This is a genomic window from Paenibacillus soyae, from assembly GCF_024623455.1.
GTDB classification, from domain to species: domain Bacteria; phylum Bacillota; class Bacilli; order Paenibacillales; family Paenibacillaceae; genus Pristimantibacillus; species Pristimantibacillus soyae.
The window spans coordinates 184,586-208,765 of the sequence record NZ_JANIPJ010000015.1; the positions used below are offsets into that span (position 1 = coordinate 184,586).

The 24,180-nt window shown below is 53.6% G+C and carries 23 protein-coding genes and 1 riboswitch; of the genes, 14 read left to right on the forward strand and 9 right to left on the reverse strand.

Annotation, left to right across the window (positions count from 1 at the left end):
* Positions 1–3 precede the first annotated feature (3 nt).
* From dnaI to NQZ67_RS20350, 5 genes are all read left to right on the forward strand, one after another.
* Positions 4–960 carry a primosomal protein DnaI gene (gene dnaI / locus NQZ67_RS20330; RefSeq protein ID WP_257449464.1) on the forward strand — a complete coding sequence of 319 codons (957 nt, stop codon included), beginning with the start codon at positions 4–6 and terminating at the stop codon, positions 958–960.
* Between the two features lie 218 nt (positions 961–1,178).
* On the forward strand, positions 1,179–2,300 hold the full coding sequence (locus NQZ67_RS20335) for a sulfate ABC transporter substrate-binding protein (protein WP_257449537.1): 1,122 nt from the start codon (positions 1,179–1,181) through the stop codon (positions 2,298–2,300).
* A 34-nt stretch (positions 2,301–2,334) separates the two neighbouring features.
* On the forward strand, positions 2,335–3,171 hold the full coding sequence (cysT, locus tag NQZ67_RS20340) for a sulfate ABC transporter permease subunit CysT (protein ID WP_257449467.1): 837 nt from the start codon (positions 2,335–2,337) through the stop codon (positions 3,169–3,171).
* Positions 3,172–3,222: 51 nt separating this feature from the next.
* On the forward strand, positions 3,223–4,083 hold the full coding sequence (gene cysW, locus NQZ67_RS20345; RefSeq protein ID WP_257449469.1) for a sulfate ABC transporter permease subunit CysW: 861 nt from the start codon (positions 3,223–3,225) through the stop codon (positions 4,081–4,083).
* A gap of 59 nt (positions 4,084–4,142) precedes the next feature.
* Positions 4,143–4,403, forward strand: coding sequence for a YezD family protein (locus NQZ67_RS20350; protein WP_257449471.1), 261 nt, complete (start codon positions 4,143–4,145; stop codon positions 4,401–4,403).
* A 78-nt stretch (positions 4,404–4,481) separates the two neighbouring features.
* Here NQZ67_RS20350 and NQZ67_RS20355 read toward each other — a convergent pair whose 3' ends face one another.
* Positions 4,482–4,628 carry a YqzM family protein gene (locus tag NQZ67_RS20355; RefSeq protein ID WP_257449473.1) on the reverse strand — a complete coding sequence of 49 codons (147 nt, stop codon included), beginning with the start codon at positions 4,626–4,628 and terminating at the stop codon, positions 4,482–4,484.
* 371 nt (positions 4,629–4,999) lie between these two features.
* On the opposite strand from NQZ67_RS20355, the gene uvrC reads away from it, so the two are divergent.
* A complete protein-coding gene (gene uvrC / locus NQZ67_RS20360) occupies positions 5,000–6,853 on the forward strand; it encodes an excinuclease ABC subunit UvrC (RefSeq protein ID WP_257449475.1) in 1,854 nt (617 codons plus the stop codon).
* Here the strand turns inward: uvrC and NQZ67_RS20365 are convergent.
* Together NQZ67_RS20365 and NQZ67_RS20370 are read right to left on the reverse strand one after the other, a co-directional pair.
* Positions 6,819–8,456 carry a CPBP family glutamic-type intramembrane protease gene (locus NQZ67_RS20365; protein ID WP_257449476.1) on the reverse strand — a complete coding sequence of 546 codons (1,638 nt, stop codon included), beginning with the start codon at positions 8,454–8,456 and terminating at the stop codon, positions 6,819–6,821. The genes uvrC and NQZ67_RS20365 overlap by 35 nt on opposite strands.
* Positions 8,457–8,584: 128 nt before the next feature.
* Positions 8,585–9,472, reverse strand: a complete 888-nt coding sequence (locus NQZ67_RS20370) for a LysR family transcriptional regulator (RefSeq protein ID WP_257449477.1) — start codon at positions 9,470–9,472, stop codon at positions 8,585–8,587.
* A gap of 387 nt (positions 9,473–9,859) precedes the next feature.
* On the opposite strand from NQZ67_RS20370, the gene NQZ67_RS20375 reads away from it, so the two are divergent.
* The 5 genes from NQZ67_RS20375 to NQZ67_RS20395 all read left to right on the forward strand — a co-directional run bounded on the left by NQZ67_RS20375 (position 9,860) and on the right by NQZ67_RS20395 (position 15,412).
* Complete coding sequence (locus NQZ67_RS20375; protein WP_257449478.1) at positions 9,860–10,531, forward strand: succinate dehydrogenase cytochrome b558 subunit; 672 nt, start codon at positions 9,860–9,862, stop codon at positions 10,529–10,531.
* A 28-nt stretch (positions 10,532–10,559) separates the two neighbouring features.
* Positions 10,560–12,317, forward strand: coding sequence for a succinate dehydrogenase flavoprotein subunit (gene sdhA / locus NQZ67_RS20380; protein WP_257449479.1), 1,758 nt, complete (start codon positions 10,560–10,562; stop codon positions 12,315–12,317).
* Positions 12,318–12,319: 2 nt separating this feature from the next.
* Positions 12,320–13,084, forward strand: a complete 765-nt coding sequence (sdhB, locus tag NQZ67_RS20385; RefSeq protein WP_257449480.1) for a succinate dehydrogenase iron-sulfur subunit — start codon at positions 12,320–12,322, stop codon at positions 13,082–13,084.
* 212 nt (positions 13,085–13,296) lie between these two features.
* A complete protein-coding gene (locus NQZ67_RS20390) occupies positions 13,297–14,853 on the forward strand; it encodes an MDR family MFS transporter (RefSeq protein WP_257449481.1) in 1,557 nt (518 codons plus the stop codon).
* A gap of 1 nt (position 14,854) precedes the next feature.
* Positions 14,855–15,412, forward strand: coding sequence for a PadR family transcriptional regulator (locus NQZ67_RS20395; protein ID WP_257449482.1), 558 nt, complete (start codon positions 14,855–14,857; stop codon positions 15,410–15,412).
* A gap of 65 nt (positions 15,413–15,477) precedes the next feature.
* On the opposite strand, the gene NQZ67_RS20400 is transcribed toward NQZ67_RS20395, so the two are convergent.
* From NQZ67_RS20400 to corA, 5 genes are all read right to left on the reverse strand, one after another.
* Positions 15,478–15,786, reverse strand: coding sequence for a winged helix-turn-helix transcriptional regulator (locus NQZ67_RS20400; RefSeq protein ID WP_306812972.1), 309 nt, complete (start codon positions 15,784–15,786; stop codon positions 15,478–15,480).
* A 90-nt stretch (positions 15,787–15,876) separates the two neighbouring features.
* On the reverse strand, positions 15,877–16,725 hold the full coding sequence (locus NQZ67_RS20405; protein ID WP_257449484.1) for a DMT family transporter: 849 nt from the start codon (positions 16,723–16,725) through the stop codon (positions 15,877–15,879).
* Between the two features lie 191 nt (positions 16,726–16,916).
* Entirely contained in the window at positions 16,917–17,726 is an 810-nt protein-coding gene (locus NQZ67_RS20410; protein ID WP_257449486.1) for a histidinol-phosphatase, read from the reverse strand.
* A gap of 11 nt (positions 17,727–17,737) precedes the next feature.
* Entirely contained in the window at positions 17,738–18,640 is a 903-nt protein-coding gene (locus tag NQZ67_RS20415) for a LysR family transcriptional regulator (protein ID WP_257449489.1), read from the reverse strand.
* A gap of 88 nt (positions 18,641–18,728) precedes the next feature.
* Positions 18,729–19,664, reverse strand: a complete 936-nt coding sequence (gene corA, locus NQZ67_RS20420) for a magnesium/cobalt transporter CorA (RefSeq protein WP_257449491.1) — start codon at positions 19,662–19,664, stop codon at positions 18,729–18,731.
* A 402-nt stretch (positions 19,665–20,066) separates the two neighbouring features.
* Positions 20,067–20,173, forward strand: a riboswitch (SAM riboswitch).
* Positions 20,174–20,278: 105 nt separating this feature from the next.
* On the opposite strand from corA, the gene metA reads away from it, so the two are divergent.
* From metA to mqnC, 3 genes are all read left to right on the forward strand, one after another.
* On the forward strand, positions 20,279–21,202 hold the full coding sequence (gene metA / locus NQZ67_RS20425) for a homoserine O-acetyltransferase MetA (protein ID WP_257449494.1): 924 nt from the start codon (positions 20,279–20,281) through the stop codon (positions 21,200–21,202).
* 46 nt (positions 21,203–21,248) lie between these two features.
* Positions 21,249–22,409: an aminotransferase class I/II-fold pyridoxal phosphate-dependent enzyme gene (locus NQZ67_RS20430; RefSeq protein WP_257449497.1), complete on the forward strand. Its 1,161-nt coding sequence runs from the start codon at positions 21,249–21,251 to the stop codon at positions 22,407–22,409.
* A gap of 455 nt (positions 22,410–22,864) precedes the next feature.
* Complete coding sequence (gene mqnC / locus NQZ67_RS20435) at positions 22,865–24,001, forward strand: cyclic dehypoxanthinyl futalosine synthase (protein ID WP_257449500.1); 1,137 nt, start codon at positions 22,865–22,867, stop codon at positions 23,999–24,001.
* On the opposite strand, the gene NQZ67_RS20440 is transcribed toward mqnC, so the two are convergent.
* A partial coding sequence (locus NQZ67_RS20440) for a hypothetical protein (RefSeq protein ID WP_257449502.1) occupies positions 23,998–24,180 on the reverse strand: 183 nt, incomplete at its 5' end. The genes mqnC and NQZ67_RS20440 overlap by 4 nt on opposite strands.

Sequence of the window (24,180 nt, forward strand, 5' to 3'; positions counted from 1 at the left end):
GACATGGAATCGTTAGGAGAGCTTCTGAAATCTTGGCCGGGAGGACGTTCGATATCGGAACGCGCGGAGAGCAAGCTGGCGGAGCTGATAGAGGATCCTTTGATCGTCAAGTTTATGGACAAATATCCCGGGGTCGATGAATCGACCATTCGACTGAACCTGAACCGTGTGCATCAATACGTGACGGAATACCGGAATTGCTCGAGCTGCCCTGGCCTCGACGCTTGCCCGAACGATTATGAGGGTCATTACACCCTGCTGTCCGCCGAGACGCTTCACGGCGTCACGCAGATGTATGACCGCAAAGTGTCGTGCAAGAAGTATTTGGCCAGGCAGACGGAAGACGCGGTACGCAGCCGGATTCGAAGCTTCTATGTCGATGACGCCGCGCTCCGGAGAGTGTACTCTTCCGATGATATATTGACCAAGGATTTGGAACGGGCGAAGGCGGTCGGGCAGGTGCTTCGCTATATCGATCGGACCCGGGAGACGGGTCTTGGCCAGGAGGGGCTATATTTGGCCGGCCGGTTCGGCACGGGCAAGACGTTCCTCATGTGCTACCTGCTTCAAGAGCTGGCGAAGGCCGGTTACTCCGGCGTCATCGTCTATATGCCCGATTTCGTCGAGGATCTGAAGGTTCTGATGCATGATCCGGCAAAGCTGAAGGAAACGGTCGAGATGATGAAATCCACGGATTTGCTCATCTTCGACGACATCGGGGCGGAAAACTTGAACCCTTGGGTGCGCGACCACGTGCTAGGCGCGATTCTGAACTACAGGATGGAGCGCAAGCCGACCTTCTATACATCCAATTACGATCTGGACGCTCTGGAGAAGCATTTCAGCTTCACGAGCAAGGACGGCGACGAGCTTCACAAAGGACAACGGATCATGGATCGGATACGTCCCTATGTGGAGACGGTCATCGTGGCCGGCGAGAATAAGCGAGGCAAGAAGTAACACGGAATTATATATGCGAAAGCGCCATGAGGTTGATTTATAATCAAACCTTATGGCGCTTATTATTTTTTTTGAAATAGGGATTGACAGGAATTGGTGTAGGCTGTAATATGCATTCATAACCAACTAAACAGGTAGGAATAATTGTTTAATGACCGGACGAACCGGAATTAACGTCGGCCTATCTCTAAACAAATATTCATAGGGGTGTAGAGATGATGAAAACAAAATCGGTTCGTCTTCATGCATTAATCGTATTCGTAGTAATGGCAGTACTGCTCGCCGCATGCGGCAGCAACGCAGGTTCGAATGGCGGAAACGGCGGAGTGACGGGGAACGCAGCTTCGCCATCGCCGACAAGCGGCGCATCGGAAGCGCCTGCCGATAATAAAGAGCCATTGCCTCCAGTGAAATTGCTCAACGTGTCCTACGATCCGACTCGCGAGCTGTATGTGGAGTTCAACAAGGCATTCGCCGACTATTGGCTGAAGGAAAAAAATCAGAAGGTCGAAATCGATCAATCGCATGGCGGATCCGGCAAGCAAGCCAGGGCGGTCGTCGACGGACTGGAAGCCGACGTCGTGACGCTGGCGCTTGGCTACGACATTGACGCGCTGCAGGAAAAGGAGCTGCTCGATCAAGACTGGCAGAAGCAGTTCGAGCTAAACAGCTCGCCTTACACGTCCACAATCGTGTTCCTTGTACGCAAAGGCAATCCGAAAGGAATTAAGGACTGGAACGACCTGCTGAAGGAAGGCGTCGAAGTCATTACCCCGAATCCAAAGACTTCGGGAGGAGCACGCTGGAACTACCTCGCCGCATGGGGGTACGCGCTGAAGCACAACAACAACGACGAAGCGGCCGCCAAGGACTTCGTGACGAAGCTGTTCAAGAACGTGCCGGTACTGGATACGGGAGCGCGCGGTTCCACAACGACGTTTGTAGAGCGCGGCATCGGCGACGTGCTGCTTGCTTGGGAGAATGAAGCATACCTCTCGATTAATGAGCTTGGTCCGGATGAATTCGACATCGTGTATCCTTCGCTCAGCATTCTGGCCGAACCGCCGGTAGCTGTAGTCGACAAAGTCGTGGACAAACGCGGAACGCGGGAAGTGGCTGAAGCATACTTGCAGTATCTGTACAGCGAAGAAGGCCAACGAATCGCGGGCAAAAACTACTACAGACCGACGAATGAAACGATAGCGGCGGAATTCAAAGACCAGTTCCCAGAGCTCGAGCTGCTTCAGATCGACAAGGATTTTGGCGGATGGACGGAAGCGCAGACGAAGCATTTCGCGGACGGAGGCGTCTTCGACCAAATCTATACGCCGGGCGCGTAATGGCGATCTCAACAAAGAGCGGAGCTGACTTCACATGAAAGGTTCCAATAATAAAAAGGTGCTGCCGGGCTTCGGCATATCGTTGGGCTTTACGTTGTTCTACTTGAGCCTGATCGTGCTGATCCCGCTGGCGGGCATTTTCTTCAAATCGTTTGAGCTCACCTGGGCGGAGTTCTGGGCCGCGGTGACGAATCCAAGGGTTCTGGCTTCGTACCGTATCAGCTTCGGCTCCGCCCTCTGGGCCGGTCTTATCAACGCCGTATTCGGCCTGCTGATCGCTTGGGTTCTAGTGCGATACCGGTTCCCGGGCAAGAAGCTGATCGACAGCCTTGTGGACATTCCGTTCGCTCTGCCGACAGCCGTAGCCGGCATCGCGCTGACGACGATTTATGCCAAGTCGGGCTGGATCGGTTCGCTGCTCGATCCGCTTGGCATCAAGATCGCGTATACGCAGGCGGGCATTACGATCGCTCTTATTTTTATCGGGTTGCCCTTCGTCGTCCGGACGGTCCAGCCGGTCCTTCAGGATTTCGAGAGAGAGATGGAGGACGCGGCGGCTACCCTCGGCGCTTATCGGTTCCGAACGTTCCGGAAAGTCATTCTCCCGGAGCTGATGCCCGCCTTGCTTACGGGCTTCGCGCTGGCGTTCGCCAGAGGGATCGGCGAATACGGATCGGTCGTCTTCATCTCCGGCAACATGCCGATGAAGACGGAGATCGCGCCGCTTCTCATCATGACGAAGCTCGAGCAATACGACTACGCGGGAGCGACGGCGATTGCGGCCGTCATGCTGATCGTATCGTTCATCCTGCTTCTGATCATCAACCTGCTGCAATGGCGCATGCAGAGAAAGGCGGCCGCCAATGCTTAACAGGAATCGAGTTCAAGCTGCCGGCGTTATAGCGGCAAGGAGGTGCGGCCGATGGCAGGCGCGGTAACCGTGTTCAGCAAAGAGGATGTGAAGAGGCCGAAGCACAGCACGGAGCATCCCGTCGTCCAATGGCTTTTGATCGGTCTGGCTTTATTGTTCCTGGCTTTGGTCGTTCTGCTTCCGCTCGCGTCGGTATTCGTGGAAGCTCTGCGCAAAGGAGTCGGCGTATATATCGATGCGTTGACGGAGCCCGATGCTTTGTCCGCTTTGAAGCTGACTTTGATCGTGGCGCTCATCGCGGTTCCCGCGAATACGATTTTCGGCGTGGCAGCCGCTTGGGCTATTAGTAAATTCAAGTTCCGCGGCAAAAATTTCCTGATCACGCTGATCGACTTGCCGTTTGCCGTGTCGCCTGTTATAGCGGGGCTAATCTATATGCTGATGTTCGGGGCGCAAGGTTTTTTCGGTCCGTGGCTCAGCGATAACGGCATTCAGATCATGTTCGCGGTGCCTGGGATCGTGTTAGCGACCATCTTCGTCACGGTTCCGTTCGTCGCGAGGGAACTGATCCCGCTAATGCAAGCTCAGGGAGTGCAAGAAGAGGAGGCCGCTTCGGTGCTCGGCGCCAAAGGCTGGTCGATCTTCTGGCGGGTAACGCTGCCGAACATCAAGTGGGGACTGCTGTACGGCGTTATTCTCAGCAACGCTAGAGCAATGGGAGAGTTCGGGGCCGTATCGGTCGTATCCGGACATATCCGCGGTCAGACGAATACGCTGCCGCTGCACGTCGAAATTTTGTATAACGAGTATCAGTTCTCGGCTTCGTTTGCCGTCGCTTCTCTGCTCGTCATGCTGGCCGTCGTCACGTTAATTGTCAAAGCGATTGTAGAACGGAAATCATCTTCTCATTGATATCCGCATATCATTTACAAGTAAATCCGACTTACCTGATCAAAATTGGAGGGATTATTATGGCAAAACCGTTCGAAGTGGATGAAGTGTGGCAAGATCGTATTTTGGGTCAGGTAGCGGGCATGCAGTACGGGCAAGTCATTATTACCGTTCACGACGGCCGGATCGTGCAGATCGACCGTACGGAGAGAACGAGGTACGACGCCGCGCCAGCCCAGAAGCAGCAGCCAGCGGAAGCCTCCGCGGTGTCAGGCTCTGCCGACGCCAAACGCCGAAGAAGCGCCGCGGAAGATAATAATCAATGGAAAGCAGCGCAATAGCCATTATCCATACGAACGTAAAGAAGCTCCGCAGCCGACCGGTTAACCCGGCAAGCGCGGAGCTTCTTGTCTCTCCTCTTAGGAGATGATGAATTTCACGATAACCGCGACCGCGAATACAACGGTCATAAAAATCAGCATGCCGCCGAAACCGAAAACAACATCCATCAAGTCGTGGCGCGGCTCTTCGTTATAATGTTCGCGCGGGTCTCTTACATTCTCCATCGTTGACGTCCTCCTTCAAGGCTTGCAGGGCAAACCATTCGCCGTAAGCATTCGCTCAAGATTCTTTCAATAGTATACCCAAACTTTCGAACAAATGTAAAGAAGGAACCAGTGACAATTGTAAGGTAGTTCAAAAAGTCCACTTTTGATCACGAAGCAAATCAGGAAGCTTATCCGACGTCGAATATCGAATTCAGCCGGAACTTCCGGTACTCACGTAGCTCCACTACGCTCCGTTCCTCATTTCCTAGCTTCATCCGATCTTCACGGTGCTGAAAACTGAACTTTTTGAACGTGATTTATAAGACAAAACCGCGGCCGAGTGTGATAAAATGTGAGCATGTCGAATGGGGACCGGAAGGAGGCCGAGAATGGCGGAAGAGATGGGGAACAATCAAATAATGGATGCCGAGGCCGCGAAAGAGCGGATTCGGAACAAGCTCGCCTTGCTGCCGGACAAACCGGGCTGTTATCTGATGAAAAACCGGGACGGCGTCATTATATATGTAGGAAAAGCCAAAGTATTAAAAAATAGAGTCCGTTCTTATTTCATAGGAAGTCATAACGGTAAAACGCAGCGGCTCGTGTCGGAGATCGTGGATTTCGAGTTCATCGTAACGGCGAGCAATATGGAGGCGCTCATTCTGGAGTGCAACCTGATCAAGCAGCATCATCCGCGGTACAACGTGCTGCTTAAGGATGACAAAACCTTTCCTTATATTAAAATAACGAACGAAAAACATCCGAAGCTGGAGGTCACGCGAAGAATCGTGAAGGACAAGGGCAAATATTTCGGCCCCTACCCGAACGCTTTCGCAGCCCAGCAAACGAAGAAGCTGCTCGACCGTCTATATCCGCTGCGTAAATGCAACACGCTGCCGGATAAGGTCTGTCTATATTATCATATGGGCCAATGCGTGGCGCCTTGCGAATATGACGTCGAACAAGCGACCTACGACGCGATGATCTCCGAGATTACCAAGTTCCTGAACGGCGGCGAGGATATCGTAAAGGCCGAGCTCGAGCGCAAGATGCAGGCGGCCGCCGAAGCGCTGGAGTTCGAGCGGGCCAAGGAGTTTCGCGACCAGCTGGTCGCGATCGACGCGGTCATGGAGAAGCAGAAGATCTCCATGTCCGACGCGATGGACCGCGACATCTTCGGCTATGCGGTCGATAAGGGCTGGATGTGCGTGCAAATTCTGTACATGCGCAAAGGGAAAATCACCGAACGCCACGGAACAACCTTCCCTTATTATGGGGAAGAATACGATGACTTCATGACGTTCGTGACGCAATATTACAGCGATAATCCGGCGCTGCCGAAGCAAATTTTGCTCCCGCATCCGCCCGAGCAGGATGCCGAGCATGAAGAAGAGGTGATCGCTTCCCTTCACAGCTGGCTGAAGGTGAAGGTGCTTATGCCGCAACGGGGGCGCAAGAGCGAGGTCGTCAGCATGGCGCTCGACAACGCCCGGGTCATGCTGGAGGAGAAGTTCCGGTTGATCGAGAGAGACGAGCAGCGCAGCGTCAAGGCGTCCCAATCGCTAGCCGGATGGCTGGGTCTTGAGCATGTGAAGCGGATCGAAGCGTTCGATAACTCGAACATTCAAGGCACGAATCCCGTTTCCGCGATGGTCGTCTTCACGGACGGCAAGCCGGACCGCAAGGAATACCGCAAATATAAGGTGAAGACGGTCGAAGGGCCGGACGATTACGAAACGATGCGCGAGGTCGTGCGGAGACGGTACGAGCGAGTGCTGAAGGAAGGGCTGACGCGGCCCGATCTGATCGTCGTGGACGGCGGCAAAGGCCAAATCGCCGCGGCGCTGGACGTGCTGGAGAACGAGCTGGGCTTATTCATTCCGGTCTGCGGCCTTGTGAAGGACGCGAAGCATAAGACGGCTCAGCTGATGACGGGCGACCCGGCGGAGATCGTGCCGCTGCCGCGCGACAGCCAGGAGTTTTATTTGCTCCAGCGGATTCAGGAGGAGGTGCATCGCTTCGCCATCACGTTCCATCGCGAACAGAGAGCGAAGTCGATGGTCGAGTCGAAGCTCGACGGCATACCAGGCATTGGCGAGAAACGCCGCAAGGCGCTGCTGAAGCATTTCGGATCGCTCAAAAAAATAAGAGAGGCCTCCGTCGAAGACTTCAGGCCTCTCTCGATCGGCGAGAAGCTCGCCGGCGAAATTATTGCTGCTCTGCGGGATGAATCGTCGACCTAGTCGGCGGATTCGTCCCTTTTCTTTTGCTCCATTCCCGAAGGATATAGGCAATGGGGACAGGCAGCAGGATGAAGACGATCGCGGATACGATATTCACCGTTCCCCCGATCAGGAACAGCGAGCTGCCGACCGCGACGCTGTTAAAGATCGCGTGGGTGAACATGGCCGTAATGAAGCCGTACCGCACGAAGATAAAGCTGAAGATTAAGCCGACGACCATCAGCTCGAACAGCCTTGTGGTAGCCGGATAGAACGGATACATGACGTGGCCGAGCGCCCAGAACAACGTAGGCAGAATGGCGGCAGCAAACGTATGGCGGAACCATCGGCGGAATAAGCCGATGCCGAAAAACCGGAAGACGGCTTCCTCCGAGATGGCGGCCGCCCAGGCCAGCACGGGCATAAGCCATAATGCGCTCATGTTGTATGGCGACATGGCGACGTCGCTTGCCCCCCAAGTGCCGATCAGCTTTCCAAGCGCCAGGAAAATCAGCGGCTGCAAGCCGAGCAGGATCGCGGCGAACAAGTAGGAGAGGCCCATACTTCGCCAAATGTAATCGCCATAACCGGCATCCTTCAATCGCGGCCACAGCCTGCGCCCTTGCGCCTTCCATAAGCCGTCGCCTCCCACAATCGAGAAGTAGACGGAAGCGGCCATAGCGACCGATAAGATAATGGTCGTGACGACAACGGAAATTTCCAAGATGCCGCCGCCGAAATGGAGCTCGCCTTGCGACGCGATGACGCCATCCATGACGCCGAGATTCATAATGACGTAAGTAACGAAGAACACGACGGTAAGCACGATGCCGTAAGTGAAGGATGTCCACCCGCGATATAGAATAGCGTAGATAATCGCAAGCACCCCGAGCACGAAGCTCATGAAGCCGTAACCGATTCCGGTCAGCCAGCCTGCGATGGAATCCTGTTTGTCCACGTAACGCTTATAATCGTCCGGCACATCGAAGACCGGCTTGAATTTCGTTAGGACGGGAGCTCCGTTCACGATCTGCGCGTTCGTATCCAGGGTCAGGCGCGCTTCGCCGATGGAGGCGCCGTCCAGATCGGCTGTGAGATCGCCGTCCTCATTTCTTCCCGAGAATAACCATTTACCGCTTTGCGGCTGCTTTTCGCTCCAGTAGTCCGCAACCATTTCCTGGGCTTCCTCCGGATCCAGAAGCTCCGCTCCTATGTAATAGCTCCAAGCGACGATCTCGTTCGTATACATATGGACGTAAACGAAGCCATAATCGCCGCTGCCGTCTTCAAACGCCAAATTGACTTGGAACGTATCGACGGGGAACTGTTCGTCATATTGCTTCTCGTAGTCCTTGAGCAGCTTTTCCTTGGACAAGTAACCGGCTAGCAGCTTGTCGGACTGATGGACAACACGCGAAGCTTCGACCTCGGATCCGGTCTGTTCTTCCACGAACGCGACGGCCGCTTCCTCCGCCGAGCTTTTCGCAATGACTTCGCCTCCGTAAGGGTTCTCCTTGACGGACTGAACGGAAGGAACGATTTCCGCGACGGCAAATACGATTACGAAGAGGAGCGCGGCTATCCAATACTTTTTCCATTCGTTCCGTTTAATCAGTTCAACCATTCGTTCACCTCTGCATGACAAATTGAGAATAACCTTACCCTACCATATCACATGATTGTCTAAATTATCCATCCTTTCGTATATTGCGCCGCCGCGGATTCAAGGCTCAGGTTATGGCAATAATGTAATCAATTATATCTAGCCGTAATTTCGTTGATGTACTCCCGAACCGTCGGGCTCAGCGCCGCGGGAGCGACGTGGATAAGCGATGTCGTACGCTTCGCTTCCTCTAACTCCCGAATGGGGACCGCGATCAGATCGTTATCTTCGAGTAGCTGATCGCGCATGTACGATTTCGGCAGCAGCGTGCCGGCTCGGCATGTATGCAGCAGCCTGAGAATCGCTTCGAAGGAATCGATCTCCATGCGAACATCCGGCGAGATATGATGCTTCTCGAACAGCTCGTCCGTCAGAATGCGGTACCAAGTACCCTTGGAGAACAGAATCATGGGCAGGCCGTTCAAATCCTGGATATGCAAGGAGCCCTTGTCCGTCACGAAATGGTTGCGCGGCAGCACGAGCAGCAAGTGATCGTCGAACAGCGGCGCGCACCGGAGCGAAGGGTCGTCGATGCTGGAGGCAACGAGGCCGATATCGACCCGGTGCTCCCTGACGTAGGAGACGATTTCATGCGTTTTGCCCGTTATCGCTTTGATGTCGCATTCGGGATGGGTGGAGGTCAGCAATTGGATCAAGTCGGGCAGTGTTGTCTGGAGAGTCGTCAAGCTGGCGCCGATCGTCAGCGTCGTTCTTCCGGTAGCCGTGAACTCGGAGACGGTCTGCAGGTAGCTGCGGTGAAGCTGCTTCAGCTCGAGAGCGTATTCGTAGGTTAACTGGCCGATGCGCGTCAGCTCCAATCGTTTGCCGATGCGGCGGAACAGCTCGACGCCGATCTCGTCCTCCAGCTTGGCCAGCTTGCGTGACAAGGCGGGCTGAGACAGGTTAAGCAGGGCGGATGCCTTGTTCATGCTGGACTGCTCCACGATGACCGTGAAGACGTGTAGCTCTTCGTACATAACGGATAGATCTCCTTATATCATTTTGTTATAAGAAATTATAAAAAATAAGCAATTCCATTATAAGCTCAAAAGGAGTAGGATGGAAGTGTGGCAAATGTGTGTCGAGTTTTGTTGACGGGGGTACATGCAAGCGTTACAATGTAGAATGGTTTGTTTTGCAGAGGTTGTTCAAAAAGTCCGCTTTTGATCACGAAGTATCCCATGAAGCCCATTCGACATCGAAAATTGAATTCAGCCGGAACTTCCGGTGCTCACGTAGCTTCCACTACGCTCCGCTCCTCAGTTCCTAGCTTCTTTCAATTTTCTCGGTGCTGAAAACCGGACTTTTTGAACACGAACTAGTAACGAAATGGGCATTTCACAGTCTTGAAAGGAGAAGGAAAAATGAAAGGAAATTCGTATTTCTCGCGCAAGCTGCACTCGCTTCTGGGGATTATTCCGCTCGGCGGGTTCATTGTCGTGCACGGGCTCACGAACTACCAAGCTTTCGAACGGGGACCTGAGGGCTTCGCGAAGGGCGTGGAGACGATCAATAGCCTGCCGGTGCTGCCGCTGCTCGAAATTTTCGGCATTTACCTCCCGCTATTGTTTCACGGTATTTACGGCTTATACGTCGCGTACCAATCGAACTCCAACACCGGCCGCTTCCAATATGGCCGCAACTGGGCGTTCACGGCGCAGCGCGTGACCGGCGTCATCACGTTCGTGTTCGTGTTCTGGCATGTGTACCAGACTCGGATTCAGGTTTACTTGGGCAACATCACGCATGAGGAGCTCGGCTCCACGATGAACCACATCGCAAGCAGTCCGCTTATGTTCGCGCTATACGTAATCGGCGTGCTGGCTGCCGTGTTCCACTTCAGCAACGGCCTGTGGGCGTTCCTGATCAGCTGGGGCATTACGATCGGCCCTCGCGCGCAGCGTATTTCTTCTTATATTTGCATGGGCGTTTTCGTGATCGTATCGGCCCTGTTCATTCTTTCCCTGGTTGCCTTCAGCGGCGACGAGTTCAAAGAAGCAGCGAATGCCGCTTTGACATGGACGAATATCGGATAGTAGTACCGAAGACAAGGAGCGAAACGTAATGGCAAAAAATAAAGTTATCGTCGTAGGCGGCGGACTCGCCGGCCTGATGGCGACTATTAAAGCGGCGGAAGCCGGCGTTCACGTTGACCTGTTCTCCCTCGTGCCGGTTAAGCGCTCGCACTCCGTGTGCGCGCAAGGCGGCATTAACGGCGCCGTGAACACGAAAGGCGAAGGCGACTCGCCATGGGAACACTTTGACGACACCGTATACGGCGGAGACTTCCTCGCGAATCAGCCTCCGGTTAAGGCGATGTGCGAAGCCGCTCCCGGCATCATCCACTTGATGGACCGCATGGGCGTTATGTTCAGCCGCACGTCGGAAGGCTTGCTTGACTTCCGCAGATTCGGCGGCACGAAGCATCACCGTACGGCATTCGCGGGCGCGACTACCGGCCAGCAGCTGCTCTACGCGCTGGACGAGCAAGTACGCCGCTGGGAAGCAGCCGGCCTTGTGACCAAGTACGAGCATTGGGAATTCCTCGGCGCGATTATGGACGACGACGGCGTATGCCGCGGCATTTCCGCTCAGGATCTGCGTTCCATGGAAGTGGTTACCGTACGCGGCGACGCGGTTATTCTGGCATCCGGCGGCCCTGGCATTATCTTCGGCAAGACGACGAACTCCGTCATCAATACGGGGACTGCGGCAAGCGCGGTGTATCAGCAAGGCGTGAAATACGCGAACGGCGAATTCATTCAGATTCACCCGACGGCCATTCCGGGCGACGACAAGCTGCGTCTTATGTCGGAATCCGCGCGCGGCGAAGGCGGACGCGTATGGACCTACAAAGACGGCAAGCCTTGGTACTTCCTTGAAGAGAAATATCCGGCTTACGGCAACCTCGTGCCGCGCGACATCGCGACGCGCGAAATCTTCCACGTCTGCGTAGACCAGAAGCTCGGCATTAACGGCGAGAACATGGTTTACCTCGATCTGTCGCATAAGGATCCGAAGGAGCTGGACGTGAAGCTCGGCGGCATCATCGAGATCTACGAGAAGTTCATGGGCGACGATCCGCGGAAAATTCCGATGAAGATTTTCCCTGCGGTTCACTACTCCATGGGCGGCATGTGGGTCGACTACAACCAAATGACGAATATTCCGGGTCTCTTCGCTGCCGGCGAGTGCGAGTACCAGTATCACGGCGCGAACCGTCTGGGCGCGAACTCTCTGCTCTCCGCTATTTACGGAGGCATGGTGGCAGGACCGAAGGCCGTCGAATATATCAAAGGCCTCAAGAAGTCGGCTGAGGACGTATCGTCTTCCGTATTCGACCGTTACAAGAAGGAACAAACGGACAAATACAACCGCATTCTCGGCATGAACGGCACGGAGAACGCGTATGTGATCCACAAAGAGCTCGGCGAGTGGATGACGAATAACATGACGGTTGTACGTTTCAACGACAAGCTGGAGCAAACAATCGGCAAAATCAAAGAATTGAAGCAACGCTACAATAACATCAACATTAACGATACGGCGCAATGGAACAATGCCGGCGTGGCGTTCACTCGCCAATTGTGGAACATGCTTGAGCTGTCGGAAGCAATGACGCTTGGCGCGCTCATGCGGAACGAAAGCCGCGGAGCCCACTACAAGCCGGAATTCCCGGACCGCAACGACGATCAATTTATGAAGTCGACGATCGCGGACTGGACGCCGGACGGACCGAAAATTTCGTACGAGGATATCGACGTTAGCCTCATCGCTCCTCGTAAACGCGATTACTCCACCGATAAGAAGAAAGGAGAATAATCATGGCTGAAACGACTACGGCAAAGAAAACGGTCAAGTTTATCGTCTCGCGCCAAGATACGCCGGACGCCAAGCCTTATACGCAAGAGTTCGAGCTGCCTTACCGCCCGAACATGAACGTCATCAGCGGCTTGATGGAAATTCAGCGTAACCCGGTTACGGCCGACGGCTCCAAGACGACGCCGGTATGCTGGGAATCCAACTGTCTGGAAGAAGTTTGCGGCGCTTGCTCGATGGTGATCAACGGCAAGCCGCGCCAAGCGTGCAGCGCGCTGGTAGATCAGCTGGAGCAGCCGATCCGCCTCGAGCCGATGCGCACGTTCCCGGTCGTACGCGACCTCGTCATCAACCGCGAGCGTATGTTCAACGCTTTGAAGAAAGTAAAAGCTTGGATCCCGATCGACGGCACTTACGATCTGGGTCCTGGTCCGCGCATGGCGGAGACGAAGCGTCAGTGGGCATATGAGCTGTCGAAGTGTATGACTTGCGGCGTCTGCCTGGAATCCTGTCCGAACGTCAACGACCGGAACAGCTTCATCGGTCCTGCGGCAATCTCCCAAGTTCGTCTCTTCAACGCCCATCCTACGGGCGAGATGAACAAGGAAGAGCGTCTGGAAGCGCTCATGACGGACGGCGGCATCGAAGGCTGCGGCAACTCGCAGAACTGCGTACGCTCTTGTCCGAAGGGCATCCCGCTGACGACTTCGATCGCGGCGATGAACAAGGATACAACCAAACATCTGTTCAAGAAATGGCTTGGCATGTAATCTAGCGGCAATTATGGTGTACAGCGAACTGATCCCGGAGCGGGCCACGCTCCTCTGGGATCAGTTTTTTTTAATTCTTTTGATATTGATAATTATTATCAATAGTAATTTTACTGGAATTGGAAGCCGAAGTCAACCAGGTTGTAATTTACTCTTTTTGGAGTACAATATACGAGGGTAATCAAATTTGAGTACGGAATGAGGGGCTGCAATTGGATGCGAATAAAAGTAATGTAAAATTAGTCGTCGCGGGACTACTGCTTGGATTGTTCATGGCCGCGCTGGATCAGACGATCGTATCGACGGCGATGACGACGATCATCAAGAAGCTCGGCGGCTTCGAATATTTTATTTGGGTGTATTCGGCCTATATGATTGCCATGGTCGTCGCTACGCCAATATTCGGGAAGCTCTCGGACATGTACGGACGGAGAAGATTTTTTCTGCTGGGCTTATTTCTATTCGTCGTGGGGTCGGTCCTTTGCGGCACGTCGCAGAACATGGAACAGCTCATCATCTACCGCGCGATTCAGGGGATTGGCGGAGGCGCTCTTATGCCGATCGTGTTCACGATCATCTTCGACTTGTTCCCGGCCGAGAAACGCGGCAAAATGATGGGGCTGTTCGGCGCGGTATTCGGCATCTCCAGCGTGTTCGGCCCGATTATGGGCGGCGCCATTACCGATAATTTCAGCTGGCGCTGGATTTTCTACATTAATGTTCCGATCGGAATATTGTCCTTCTTCTTCATATGGCGCGCTTACCACGAGAGCCGTAACAGCAAGAAGCAGTACATAGACTGGGCCGGCGCGATTCTTCTTACGGCATCCATTCTCTGCCTCTTGTTCGGTCTGGAGCTGGGAGGGACGGACGGATGGGCCTGGCAGTCCGTTCAGACGATTTCGTTGTTTGTCGGTTCGGCCGTTCTGCTCGGGCTGTTCCTATTCGCGGAGACGAAAGCGAAGGATCCGATTATTAAGCTGAGCTTGTTCGGCAGACGGCTCTTCACAAGCAGCATGATGATCAGCCTTCTTTACGGCGGAGTGATGATCGCGGGAGCAACGTATATCCCGATTTTCATCCAAGGCGTTTTTGGCATAAGCGCTACACAGACGAGTACGGTACTCATTCCGATGATGCTTGGCGTCGTCGCGAGCAGCCAGATCGGCGGCAGAATCGCGGGCAAATTCCCGTTCCGCAATATTATGCTCGTTTCGGCGCTGACCTTAATTCTCGGTACCTCGCTGCTCGGCTTCGCGATGGATGCGGAGACCAGCAGATGGATGATCACCGTGTATATGGTTATTATAGGTCTCGGTATGGGCGTATCCTTCTCGCTTCTTAACATTTCGACGCTTAGCTCCGTTCCGCCGCAATATAAGGGCTCGGCTTCATCTCTAATCACCTTCTTCCGAACGATCGGCTCCGCTCTCGGGGTCACGATATTCGGCGTGCTGCAGAAGTCCAGCTTCCAGTCCGGCGTCGAAGAACTGCCGAATCTGGGCGCGGAGACGGCGGAACAAATCAAAGGCGGCCAAGCGCTTCTTGATCCTGCGATTCAGGCGCAGATGGGTCTGACTCCGGAAATCATCCAAGTGCTGCTCGGCAAGCTGGCCGATTCCATCGTGTTCGTGTTCCAGTGGTCCGTTATTCTGCCGGCGGCGGCTCTTGTGTTTGTTTTCCTAATGGGAAGAGCGCGGCTCGAGGAAGCGGCGAAACCAGCAGCGCATGGAACCAACAAGGCGGAGCCTTCGCCATCGCGGGGTTAGGATGGTCAAACTGCTCGTGCTTGGATTACTGATGGAGAAGGACCGCCATCCCTACGATATCCGTCAGACTATCATAGGACGGAATTGGCATCTGACTTTCAAAGTGCAGGATGGCTCCTTGTATTATGCCGTGGATCAATTAAGGGAGCGGGGGTTCATCGAGGCGGCGGAGATTATTCGGAACTCGGGGGACAGCCGCCCGGACAAAACCGTGTACCGTATCACGGAGGAAGGCAGAGCTGCGTTTTTGGAGCTTCTGGATAAGCAGATGAGCCAAACGGCGTTCCCGCAGCATCCTATTTTTGCCGCTTTGCCTTTCTTGGCGCGCGGCGATCGCGACCAGACGAGAATTCATCTGAAGAAGCAATACGAAGCTTGTGTGGCTCGACTAGAAATGCTGAAGGGAGTTTCGGCCAAGAAGGAGGGCGCATTGCCGGGGGGAGCCGTGCAGCTTATTCGGGGGATGCTGAAATTCAGCTTGGCGGAGAAGGAATGGCTGGAGGAAGTCATGCATAATGCCGAGTCCGGACAATTGTTCGATCCGAAGCCTTCAGGTTAAGCCAAGGAGCTAGCATGAACATAAAAAAACGTCGGGGATGTCATCCCCGACGTTTTTTTTGAGAGCTACATCCAAGCCTCTCCCCATTTTTGAATGGACTCGATAACCGGCTGCAAATCTCTTCCTTTGGGCGTTAATTCGTATTCGATGCGCACGGGCATCTCCGGATATACTTGACGAATGACGATTCCCATCGTTTCGAGCTCTTTCATTCGATCGGTCAACATCTTGTCGCTCATCTCGGGAATCTGTTCTTTCATATCTTTAAACCGCTTCGGGCCGCCAAGCAGCACCCTTATGATTCTACCCGTCCACTTCTTGCCTAACAAGTCAGCCGCAGCTTCGTATCTTGGGCACATTGTCGAATAATCCAACAGAATCACCCCGCTTTTTGTAGTTCTATTGTAGCATATGGACAAACTAAAAGTAAGTGCAATTCGATAAAGCGCGATGGAAATGGACGTTTACAGCCGAATGACGATCAGCCCCGCTAACAAGAACATAAAAGCCGTCGTCTGAATGAAGGTAAGTCGTTCTTTATAATAGGCAATTGATCCGATGGCGACGATTAAGCTGTTTGTCGCGAATATCGGGGCAGCCAGATTGGCTTGACCCGTTGCGATCGCGACGGCGTATAGCTGAAGTCCTCCATAGGAGAACAATCCGGCGGCAAGGCCGAGCATGAGGCCCGTCCTGTTGTTGGAAGGAGCGGAATGCTCCTTGACCGCCGGCTTTAAAAACCAGGCGAACGACAGGGCGTATGCAACGAACAAAACAGGTGCACTAGCGAGTCCAAGCTCATCGGTAACCTTCAGCCCGCCATTCCGGAGCGCGAACATGAGAATCGCCAAAGCAACCAGCAGAAACCAGCGTTTCTCCTTAATCGTGAGCGGCTCTTTGCGTTTGTAAGCGATGAGCATAACGGCGGCAAGCAGCAAGACAATGCCGGCACCCTGCACGAAGCTTAACGGTTCGTCGTACCAGAACGTCGACATCGCGACGACTAAGACGATGTTCATATTGGTAAGCGGCGACGTTAAGCTGGCGGGACCGTGCTCGAGCGCCTTCATGAAAAGGGAGTTCCCCCATGCCGAGCCGGCGCCGATTAGAATGCCCGCGATCCAAACCTCAAGCTGGAGCAAATCATGGAAGCGTCCTTCGACCGCGCAATGAATGCCGAAGCCGGCTGCCCCGGAAGCATATAACCCCTGAAGCAAAGTCCTTGTTGAACCGCCTTTCATCTGAGAAACCTTCATCCACCAGCCTGCGAGACCGAATACAACCGCGCTGCCGATGGCCGTCCACAACCACATGACTTCACTCTCCCGAAATTGTTACACAACTGAAATGTTTCTGTTACGGCGTTATCACATCCAGGGGCTAATATAATAAACAAGACCCCCTTTTTATATAATCTCTTTCGGACCTGCCGCGTGCGGGTCCACTTTTTTTGCTCCGCGCAATGAAGAAGGAGAGACGTCGTAACGTCTCTCCTCCGCATAAGCTACAGAGGCACGATAACAGGCTGCCTCTTCCGATAAAACACCCACTGTGAGAAGCCGATTTCCTTCAACCGTTTGGCGACCAAGTCCCACTCGTCTCCAACCCTGGAAGGAACGTGCGCATCCGAACCGAAAGTCACGTTCACGCCAAAATGGAGGGCGCGCTCCAATATGTCGTCGGAAGGATACCAGCCGCCTACGTCCTTGGTGCTGCCGGACGTATTGATCTCAATGGATACCCCGCACTCGCCGATCGTCCGCAGCGCGTTGTCGATATGCTCATGGGCCGGAATGTCCGAGAATGCCGGATAGTATCCTTTCATGGCGTCAATATGACCGAGTATATCGAACATACCGGCGCGAGCCGACTGCTCGATAAGCTGGTAATAGCTCTTCTTCTCGTTGATATGGCCCTTCTCGTCCAGCTTCTTCCATCGGTTTCGATTGAAGATGCTGACGCCGCCCACCTGATGAACGGAGCCGATCAAGTAATCGAAAGGTATGCCCTTGTAGGCTTCCCGATATGCTTCGACGTAGTCGGGGAAATAGTCCGATTCGATGCCGAGCAGCACCTCGATTTTGCCTTCGTACTTTTCCTTCAGCCTGAGCACTTCGTTCACATAATTCGAGAAATCGCTTCTTGCCATGGCCACACCCGGAGACGGCTGGTCTTGCTCGTGGTAGAAGTAGGGGGAGTGGTCGGAGATGCCGATCACCTGAAGGCCGGCATTCATCGCGGCGACGATGTAGTCCTCGATAGTGCCGTCCGCATGCCCGCATCTGAAATGATGCGTATGTAAATCGAATTTCATTGCATTCACTCCTACTCGCTGCTAATGAATTGATGCTCCGGCATCCCCTTTAAGTCGCTCAAAAATTGCTGCATGGCCGTATTGAGGTAACGTCCCGATTTGTATACGACGCCTACGGGATGGGTCGTCTCCAGCTCGTGAACCTTGATAAGCTTCAAAGTGCCGTGCTTGAGCTCGGTCGGAATTGACAGCTTGGAGACGATGGCGGCGCCGAGATCAATCTCGACCATCCGTTTCACCTCTTCGCTGCTGGACAGCTCCATCACGATATTCGGCTGTATGTTGTATTTGCGGAACAGGGCATCGACGAATTTTCTGCCGAGTGTGTCCGGCGCGAGCATAATCATGGGCACGTCTTTGAGTTTGTCCACGGTAGTATGCGTAAGGCTGCTCAGCGGGTTTTCCGGAGATACGACCAGCTCGAATGTATCGTAATAGAGAACGGATGAGGCAATGTTCGGATTTTTCTCCGATAGATAGGTTATGCCAACGTCGACCGAACCATTCTCGACGCAGTGCATGACTTGGGAGGACGGCATCGTATGAATCGTTGTTTTGATATGAGGGTATTGGTTCTGGAAATAGGATAAGACCCTGGGCAAAATTTGAATGGCGATGGATGATGTCGTGCCGAGTAAGATATGGCCTTGCGGCGTATGGTTCAAATCGTCGAGCTTCTGCTTCAATTCTTCGACGATATCCAATATGCGTCCCGCGTGATCCAGGAACACGCGGCCGTGATCGGTGAGCGTAACGGGTTGATTGCGGTCGATCAGGACGGTTTTGAACTCGTCTTCCAGACTTTTGATCTGGGCGGATACGGCCGGCTGGGTCAGATTGAGCAGCTCCCCCGCTTTGCGGAAGCTCATCGTCTTGGAAATCGTAAGCAGCGTTTCCAGCTGGCTGATATTCATGTCCGGTATTCCCCCTTCCGAGGCGTTCATAGCCATATTTCTAGTATATCCGATTAGCCAGATTGCGGCAAAAAAAGAGGAATGGCCGCTATAGCCATTCCTTCTTGCGGAAAATATATAACATGCAGAAGCCAAGCACCAGCATGATGGCCAGCAGCACGTAGGCTCCCCAGCCGGCATGAACGAACGGCAATATATCGAAATTCATGCCGTAAATGCCGGTCAGGAACGTCAGCGGCATGAAGATGGTCGTGATCGCCGTGAACACGCGCATGATTTCGTTGGCGCGGCTGGACAAGCTGGACTGGTAAGCCTCTCGCAAGTTGCCCATCAGGTCGCGATACGTATCGAACGACTCCGCGATTTTGAGCGCGTTCTCGTAGACGTCGCTGAAATATTTCTGGAGCTGGTCGTCGATGAGGCGAAGCTCCTTCTTGTTGAGGGTGAAGATGACCTCGCGCTGCGGGCCGAGCACCTTTCTAACCCACAAAATCTCGCCGCGCAGGCCGATGATTTCGTTCAGGTGCGACTTCTTCGTATGCATCAGAATCGCTTCTTCGAGCGTTTCGATCCGATTATCGATCCGGTCGCCGACAAGGAAATAATTATCAACCACAAGGTCGGTCAAATAGTAGAGGAATTGATCCGGTCGGCTGACTTCCTGCTCCCACAATATAGGCTTGAGCGAGCGAAGCTCGTTGATCTTCTGCTTCGTGACCGTGATGATGTAATGCTTGCCTAAAAAGATGTTCAAGGCTCTTAAGAAAATTTCTTCATCATCGAAGCGAATGCTGTTGATTACGATAAAATAATGATTTTCGTAAATTTCGATCTTCGGACGCTGCTCTTCTTCGTTTAAGCAATCCTCTACGGCCAGATCATGCATGCCGAATAAGGGCTGCAGGACGGCTAAGTCCTCGACGTCCGCGTCGATCCAATAAAATCCTTCCGCCGGAGCGACTAACGTCTGCTCGATCTGGTCGACGGTGGTGAATAAGCCGTTGTTAACATGTCTGATTTTCATTCGCAAATCTCCTCTCTCGTCTTGCAGGAGACTGCCGGCCAGGACTTAGGCGAGCGCGGCGTTTCGTTGTCAGAGTTTATTGGACAACGCGCCGGGACTTCATGGCGAAGCGGCTCTGCTTCAGGCTGACCGACAGCGGCCTTATGCGGTTCGTTTCGGGCTTCGGTCGATCACCTTCCATGTCCTTTTACACTCCTTTTGAACATCATCGTTTAATGTCGAATAACGAATGAATGAACGTCCCAATCCTTGTCTAGTATACTCCCGCGCAAGGAGAACATTCAAGCGAAAAATGACTGCAGGGATCCCGGTTTAACAGCATATGCAAGTGGGTTCTTGACGGGAATGGCGGAATGGATTAAAGTAAAATTAATTGGAACCGCAATAACTGAATAGACTACTTTCTTATCAAGAGCAGGCGGAGGGACTAGCCCGATGAAGCCCGGCAACCGGCGTAATGAGCACGGTGCTAATTCTTGCGGAGACGTAAAGTTTCTGAGAGATGAGAGAGGCGGATGGCTACTTTTCCCGAGCATACGACCTCTTCTCACGCAGAAGGGGTCTTTTTTTATTGCCGACTTCTAATACACTACTTCATTAGGAGCGTGACAAAAATGCCGATTAAAGTACCGGACAGCTTGCCAGCCAAAGAAATTTTGAACAACGAGAACATCTTCGTCATGGACGAAAGCGTAGCCTACCATCAAGATATCCGACCATTGCGCATTGCGATCCTGAACTTAATGCCAACCAAAGAAACGACGGAAACGCAGCTGCTCCGCCTCATCGGCAACACGCCGCTGCAGGTCGAGGTCGTGCTGCTGCATCCGCGCACCCATACGTCGAAGAACACGTCCTCCGAGCATCTGGAGGCGTTCTACAAAACGTTCCACGAGATTTCGCATCTTTATTTCGACGGCATGATCATTACGGGCGCTCCCGTCGAGCATTTGCCGTTCGAAGAGGTCAATTATTGGGATGAATTGAAGGAAATCATGGCATGGAGCAGACGCCACGTCACCTCGACCTTCCATATATGTTGGGCTTCGCAGGCGGGTCTGTATTATCATTTCGGCGTGCCGAAATACAACCTGGACGAGAAGGTGTTCGGGGTATTCCCGCATACGGTGGCGAGCGACAAACGGAATACGCAGCTGCTTAGAGGCTTCGACGAATTGTTTTTCGTGCCGCAATCCCGCCATACCGAGGTGAGGAGAGAAGATATCGAGCCAATCGAGGAGCTGGAGATTTTGTCGGAATCCGAAGACTCGGGCATTTATATCGTAGCTTCGCGCGACGGCAGGCAAATCTTCGTAACGGGCCATTCCGAATACGATCCGGCCTCGCTCAAGTTCGAATACGACCGCGACGTGGCCAAAGGCTTGGAGATCGCGCTGCCCAAAAATTATTTCCCGGGCGATAACCCTGCGCGCATGCCGTTGTCGACTTGGAGAGCGCACGCGAATTTGTTATTCTCGAATTGGCTCAACTACTATGTGTATCAGCAAACGCCTTATGATCTGGGCGCAGGCATCTAATATAGAAAGCTTACCTTACTACCATTAGAGGAGTTGCTTATCGAAGATGAAAATCGAAAGTCATTTGGCCCATATCGGTTCCGAAAAGGAGCCTGTTACGGGAGCGGTCAGCTTTCCCGTATACCAGTCGACCGCTTTCCGCCATCCTAAGCTAGGTCAAAGCACGGGCTTCGATTATGCGCGGACCAAAAGCCCGACGCGCGCCGTTCTTGAAGAGGCGGCAGCTCAGCTGGAATCCGGAGATGCCGGATTCGCGTGCAGCTCCGGCATGGCGGCGCTGCAAACGATTTTCGCGTACTTCAGCCAAGGCGATCACCTCATCGTATCGCTGGACTTGTACGGCGGCACGTACCGGCTGCTTGAGCGGATTATGTCGAGATTCGGCGTTACGGCATCGTATGTCGATACGAACGATATTGACGCCATGTCTACTCTCGTTACGCCGAACACGAAGGCGGTTCTGATCGAGACGCCGACTAATCCGCTAATGATGATTACGGATCTGGAGCGCGTCTGCTCCTGGGCGAAATCCAAAGGACTGCTGACGATCGTCGACAATACGCTGCTTACGCCTTATTTGCAGCGTCCGATCGAGCTCGGCGCGGATATCGTCATCCACAGCGCGACCAAATATTTGGGTGGTCATAACGATGTTCTCGCGGGACTGATCGTGACGAAAGGCGAGGAGCTGTCGCAGCAGATGGCGATCCTCCATAACTCGATCGGAGCCGTGCTGGGTCCTCAAGATTCTTGGCTTCTGATGAGAGGGATGAAGACGCTGGCGCTTCGCATGGAGAGACATCAATACAACGCGACCAAAATCGCGGAATACTTATTGGAGCATCCGGCGATCGAAGAAGTGTATTATCCGGCGCTTCCTCATCACCCGGGACATGACATCCAGAACAAACAATCGTCCGGCAACACCGGCATCTTCTCGTTCCGCCTGAAGGATGCCCGTTACGTCGAGCCGATTCTGCGTCATATCAAGCTGATCGCTTTCGCCGAAAGCCTAGGCGGCGTCGAATCGCTTATGACGTACCCGGCCATGCAGACGCATGCCGACATCCCGGAAGAAATCCGCCAAGCGATCGGCGTAGACGACCGCCTGCTGCGCTTCTCCGTCGGGATCGAGCATGTCGACGACCTGATCGCCGACCTCGATCAAGCGTTGAGCGCGGCTAAGCTGGAGATCGACGAAAGATAACCACCCGCAACAGGGTAAAGCGAAGCCCGCACAGTCGAATTGCTGTGCGGCTTTTTTACGTTTGCGATACTGTCGATGGTTAACCGTAAACGACTAGCTGATTGGCAGAATAGAGGATCGTGTAGGAAAGATTGAAGGTTTTGTTTAGTTATGACTCCAGTTTCGCAGAAACGGAGCAGACGAATGTTCTGGAGAAGCGGCAGCGCTCGCCTTTGTAATTCGGGTTCCAACCTTGCCGCTTGTTCAAGGAACCCGATTACAACAGCGATCGGAAGAATATTCGACTGCGCAGTGGCCCTGAAGCTGAGTCAATAGATTTCAGCTTCATCGGCGCAAACCAACTTTCGCATTTTTGCCATAATGGCCAGCAACCTGGTGGATGACTAGTCTTCCATATCTATGTTAGGATTAAGTATTGCGACATACTACGAATGAACGTTAAGGAGGTCTTGCGGATGAGCGCGATAGACCGGATATTGGATAAAGCGCTGCGCGGCGAGCGCATTTCGCTGGAAGAAGGAATGGAGCTGCTCGCTTCCGATCAGATCGAGAAGATGGGGCACGCGGCGAACCAGATCATGATGAAGAAACACCCCGAGCCGATAACGACCTTCGTCGTGGGCCGGAACGTGAACTATACGAACGTGTGCGACGTTTATTGCCGCTTCTGCGCGTTTTATCGGGCACCGGGCTCCAAGGAAGGTTACGTGCTGGATGACGAGGTTATTCTAAATAAAATTCAAGAAACCGTCGACGTAGGCGGAACGGAAATTCTGATGCAGGGCGGCACGAACCCGAACCTGCCGTTCTCGTATTATACGGATCTGCTGCGGAAGATCAAAGCGAGATTCCCGCAGATTACGATGCACTCCTTCTCGCCAGCCGAAATACAGAAGATGAAGGTGGTCTCTGACGGCCTGTCTCTGGATGAGGTCGTGAGGCAGCTGCACGAAGCGGGACTCGACTCTCTTCCTGGCGGCGGCGCCGAAATACTGGACGATCGCACGCGCCGGAAGATCAGCCGCCTGAAGGGTTCCTGGACCGATTGGATGGACGTTATGAACGCCGCTCACCGTCATGGCATGAACACGACGGCCACGATGGTATACGGTCTCGGCGAGACGATCGAAGAGCGCGCGCTTCATATGCTCCGCATTCGCGACGAGCAGGACAAAGTGCTGGCGAACGGATATCCTTCGCCTGGTTTCCTGGCGTTTATCTCGTGGCCGTTCCAGCCGGATAACACGAATCTGAAGCTCGAGAAAGCGAAGCCCGAGGAATACCTTCGTATCGTGGCGGCCAGCCGGATCATGCTGGACAATATTCCGAACTTCCAATCGTCTTGGGTGACGATGGGACCCGAGATGGGCAAGCTATCCTTATCGTACGGCTGCAATGACTTCGGCAGCACGATGATCGAGGAGAACGTCGTGTCGGCGGCGGGCACGACGCACAAGGTCAATATCGAACTTATCCTTCAATTAATCCGGGAAGCCGGCAAAATTCCCGCGCAACGCGATACGAAATATAATATTTTGCGCATGTTTAACGATATGGACAAAGCGGAAAAGGATTTCGTCATGCAGAATTAGCATGACATTCCTTTAAAGCGGCTCGGGCAAATGCCCGGGCCGTTTTCTTTTTGTACGCCCAGCATGGGCGTCATCTCTAGGGTGAAAGTCCCGAACGGGGGCTGGCGAACGCCTACCGTTAGCCAAGAGCAAGGGTGTCCGTCGCGAGGCGGAATCTGAAGGAAGCTGGAGGCAAATGC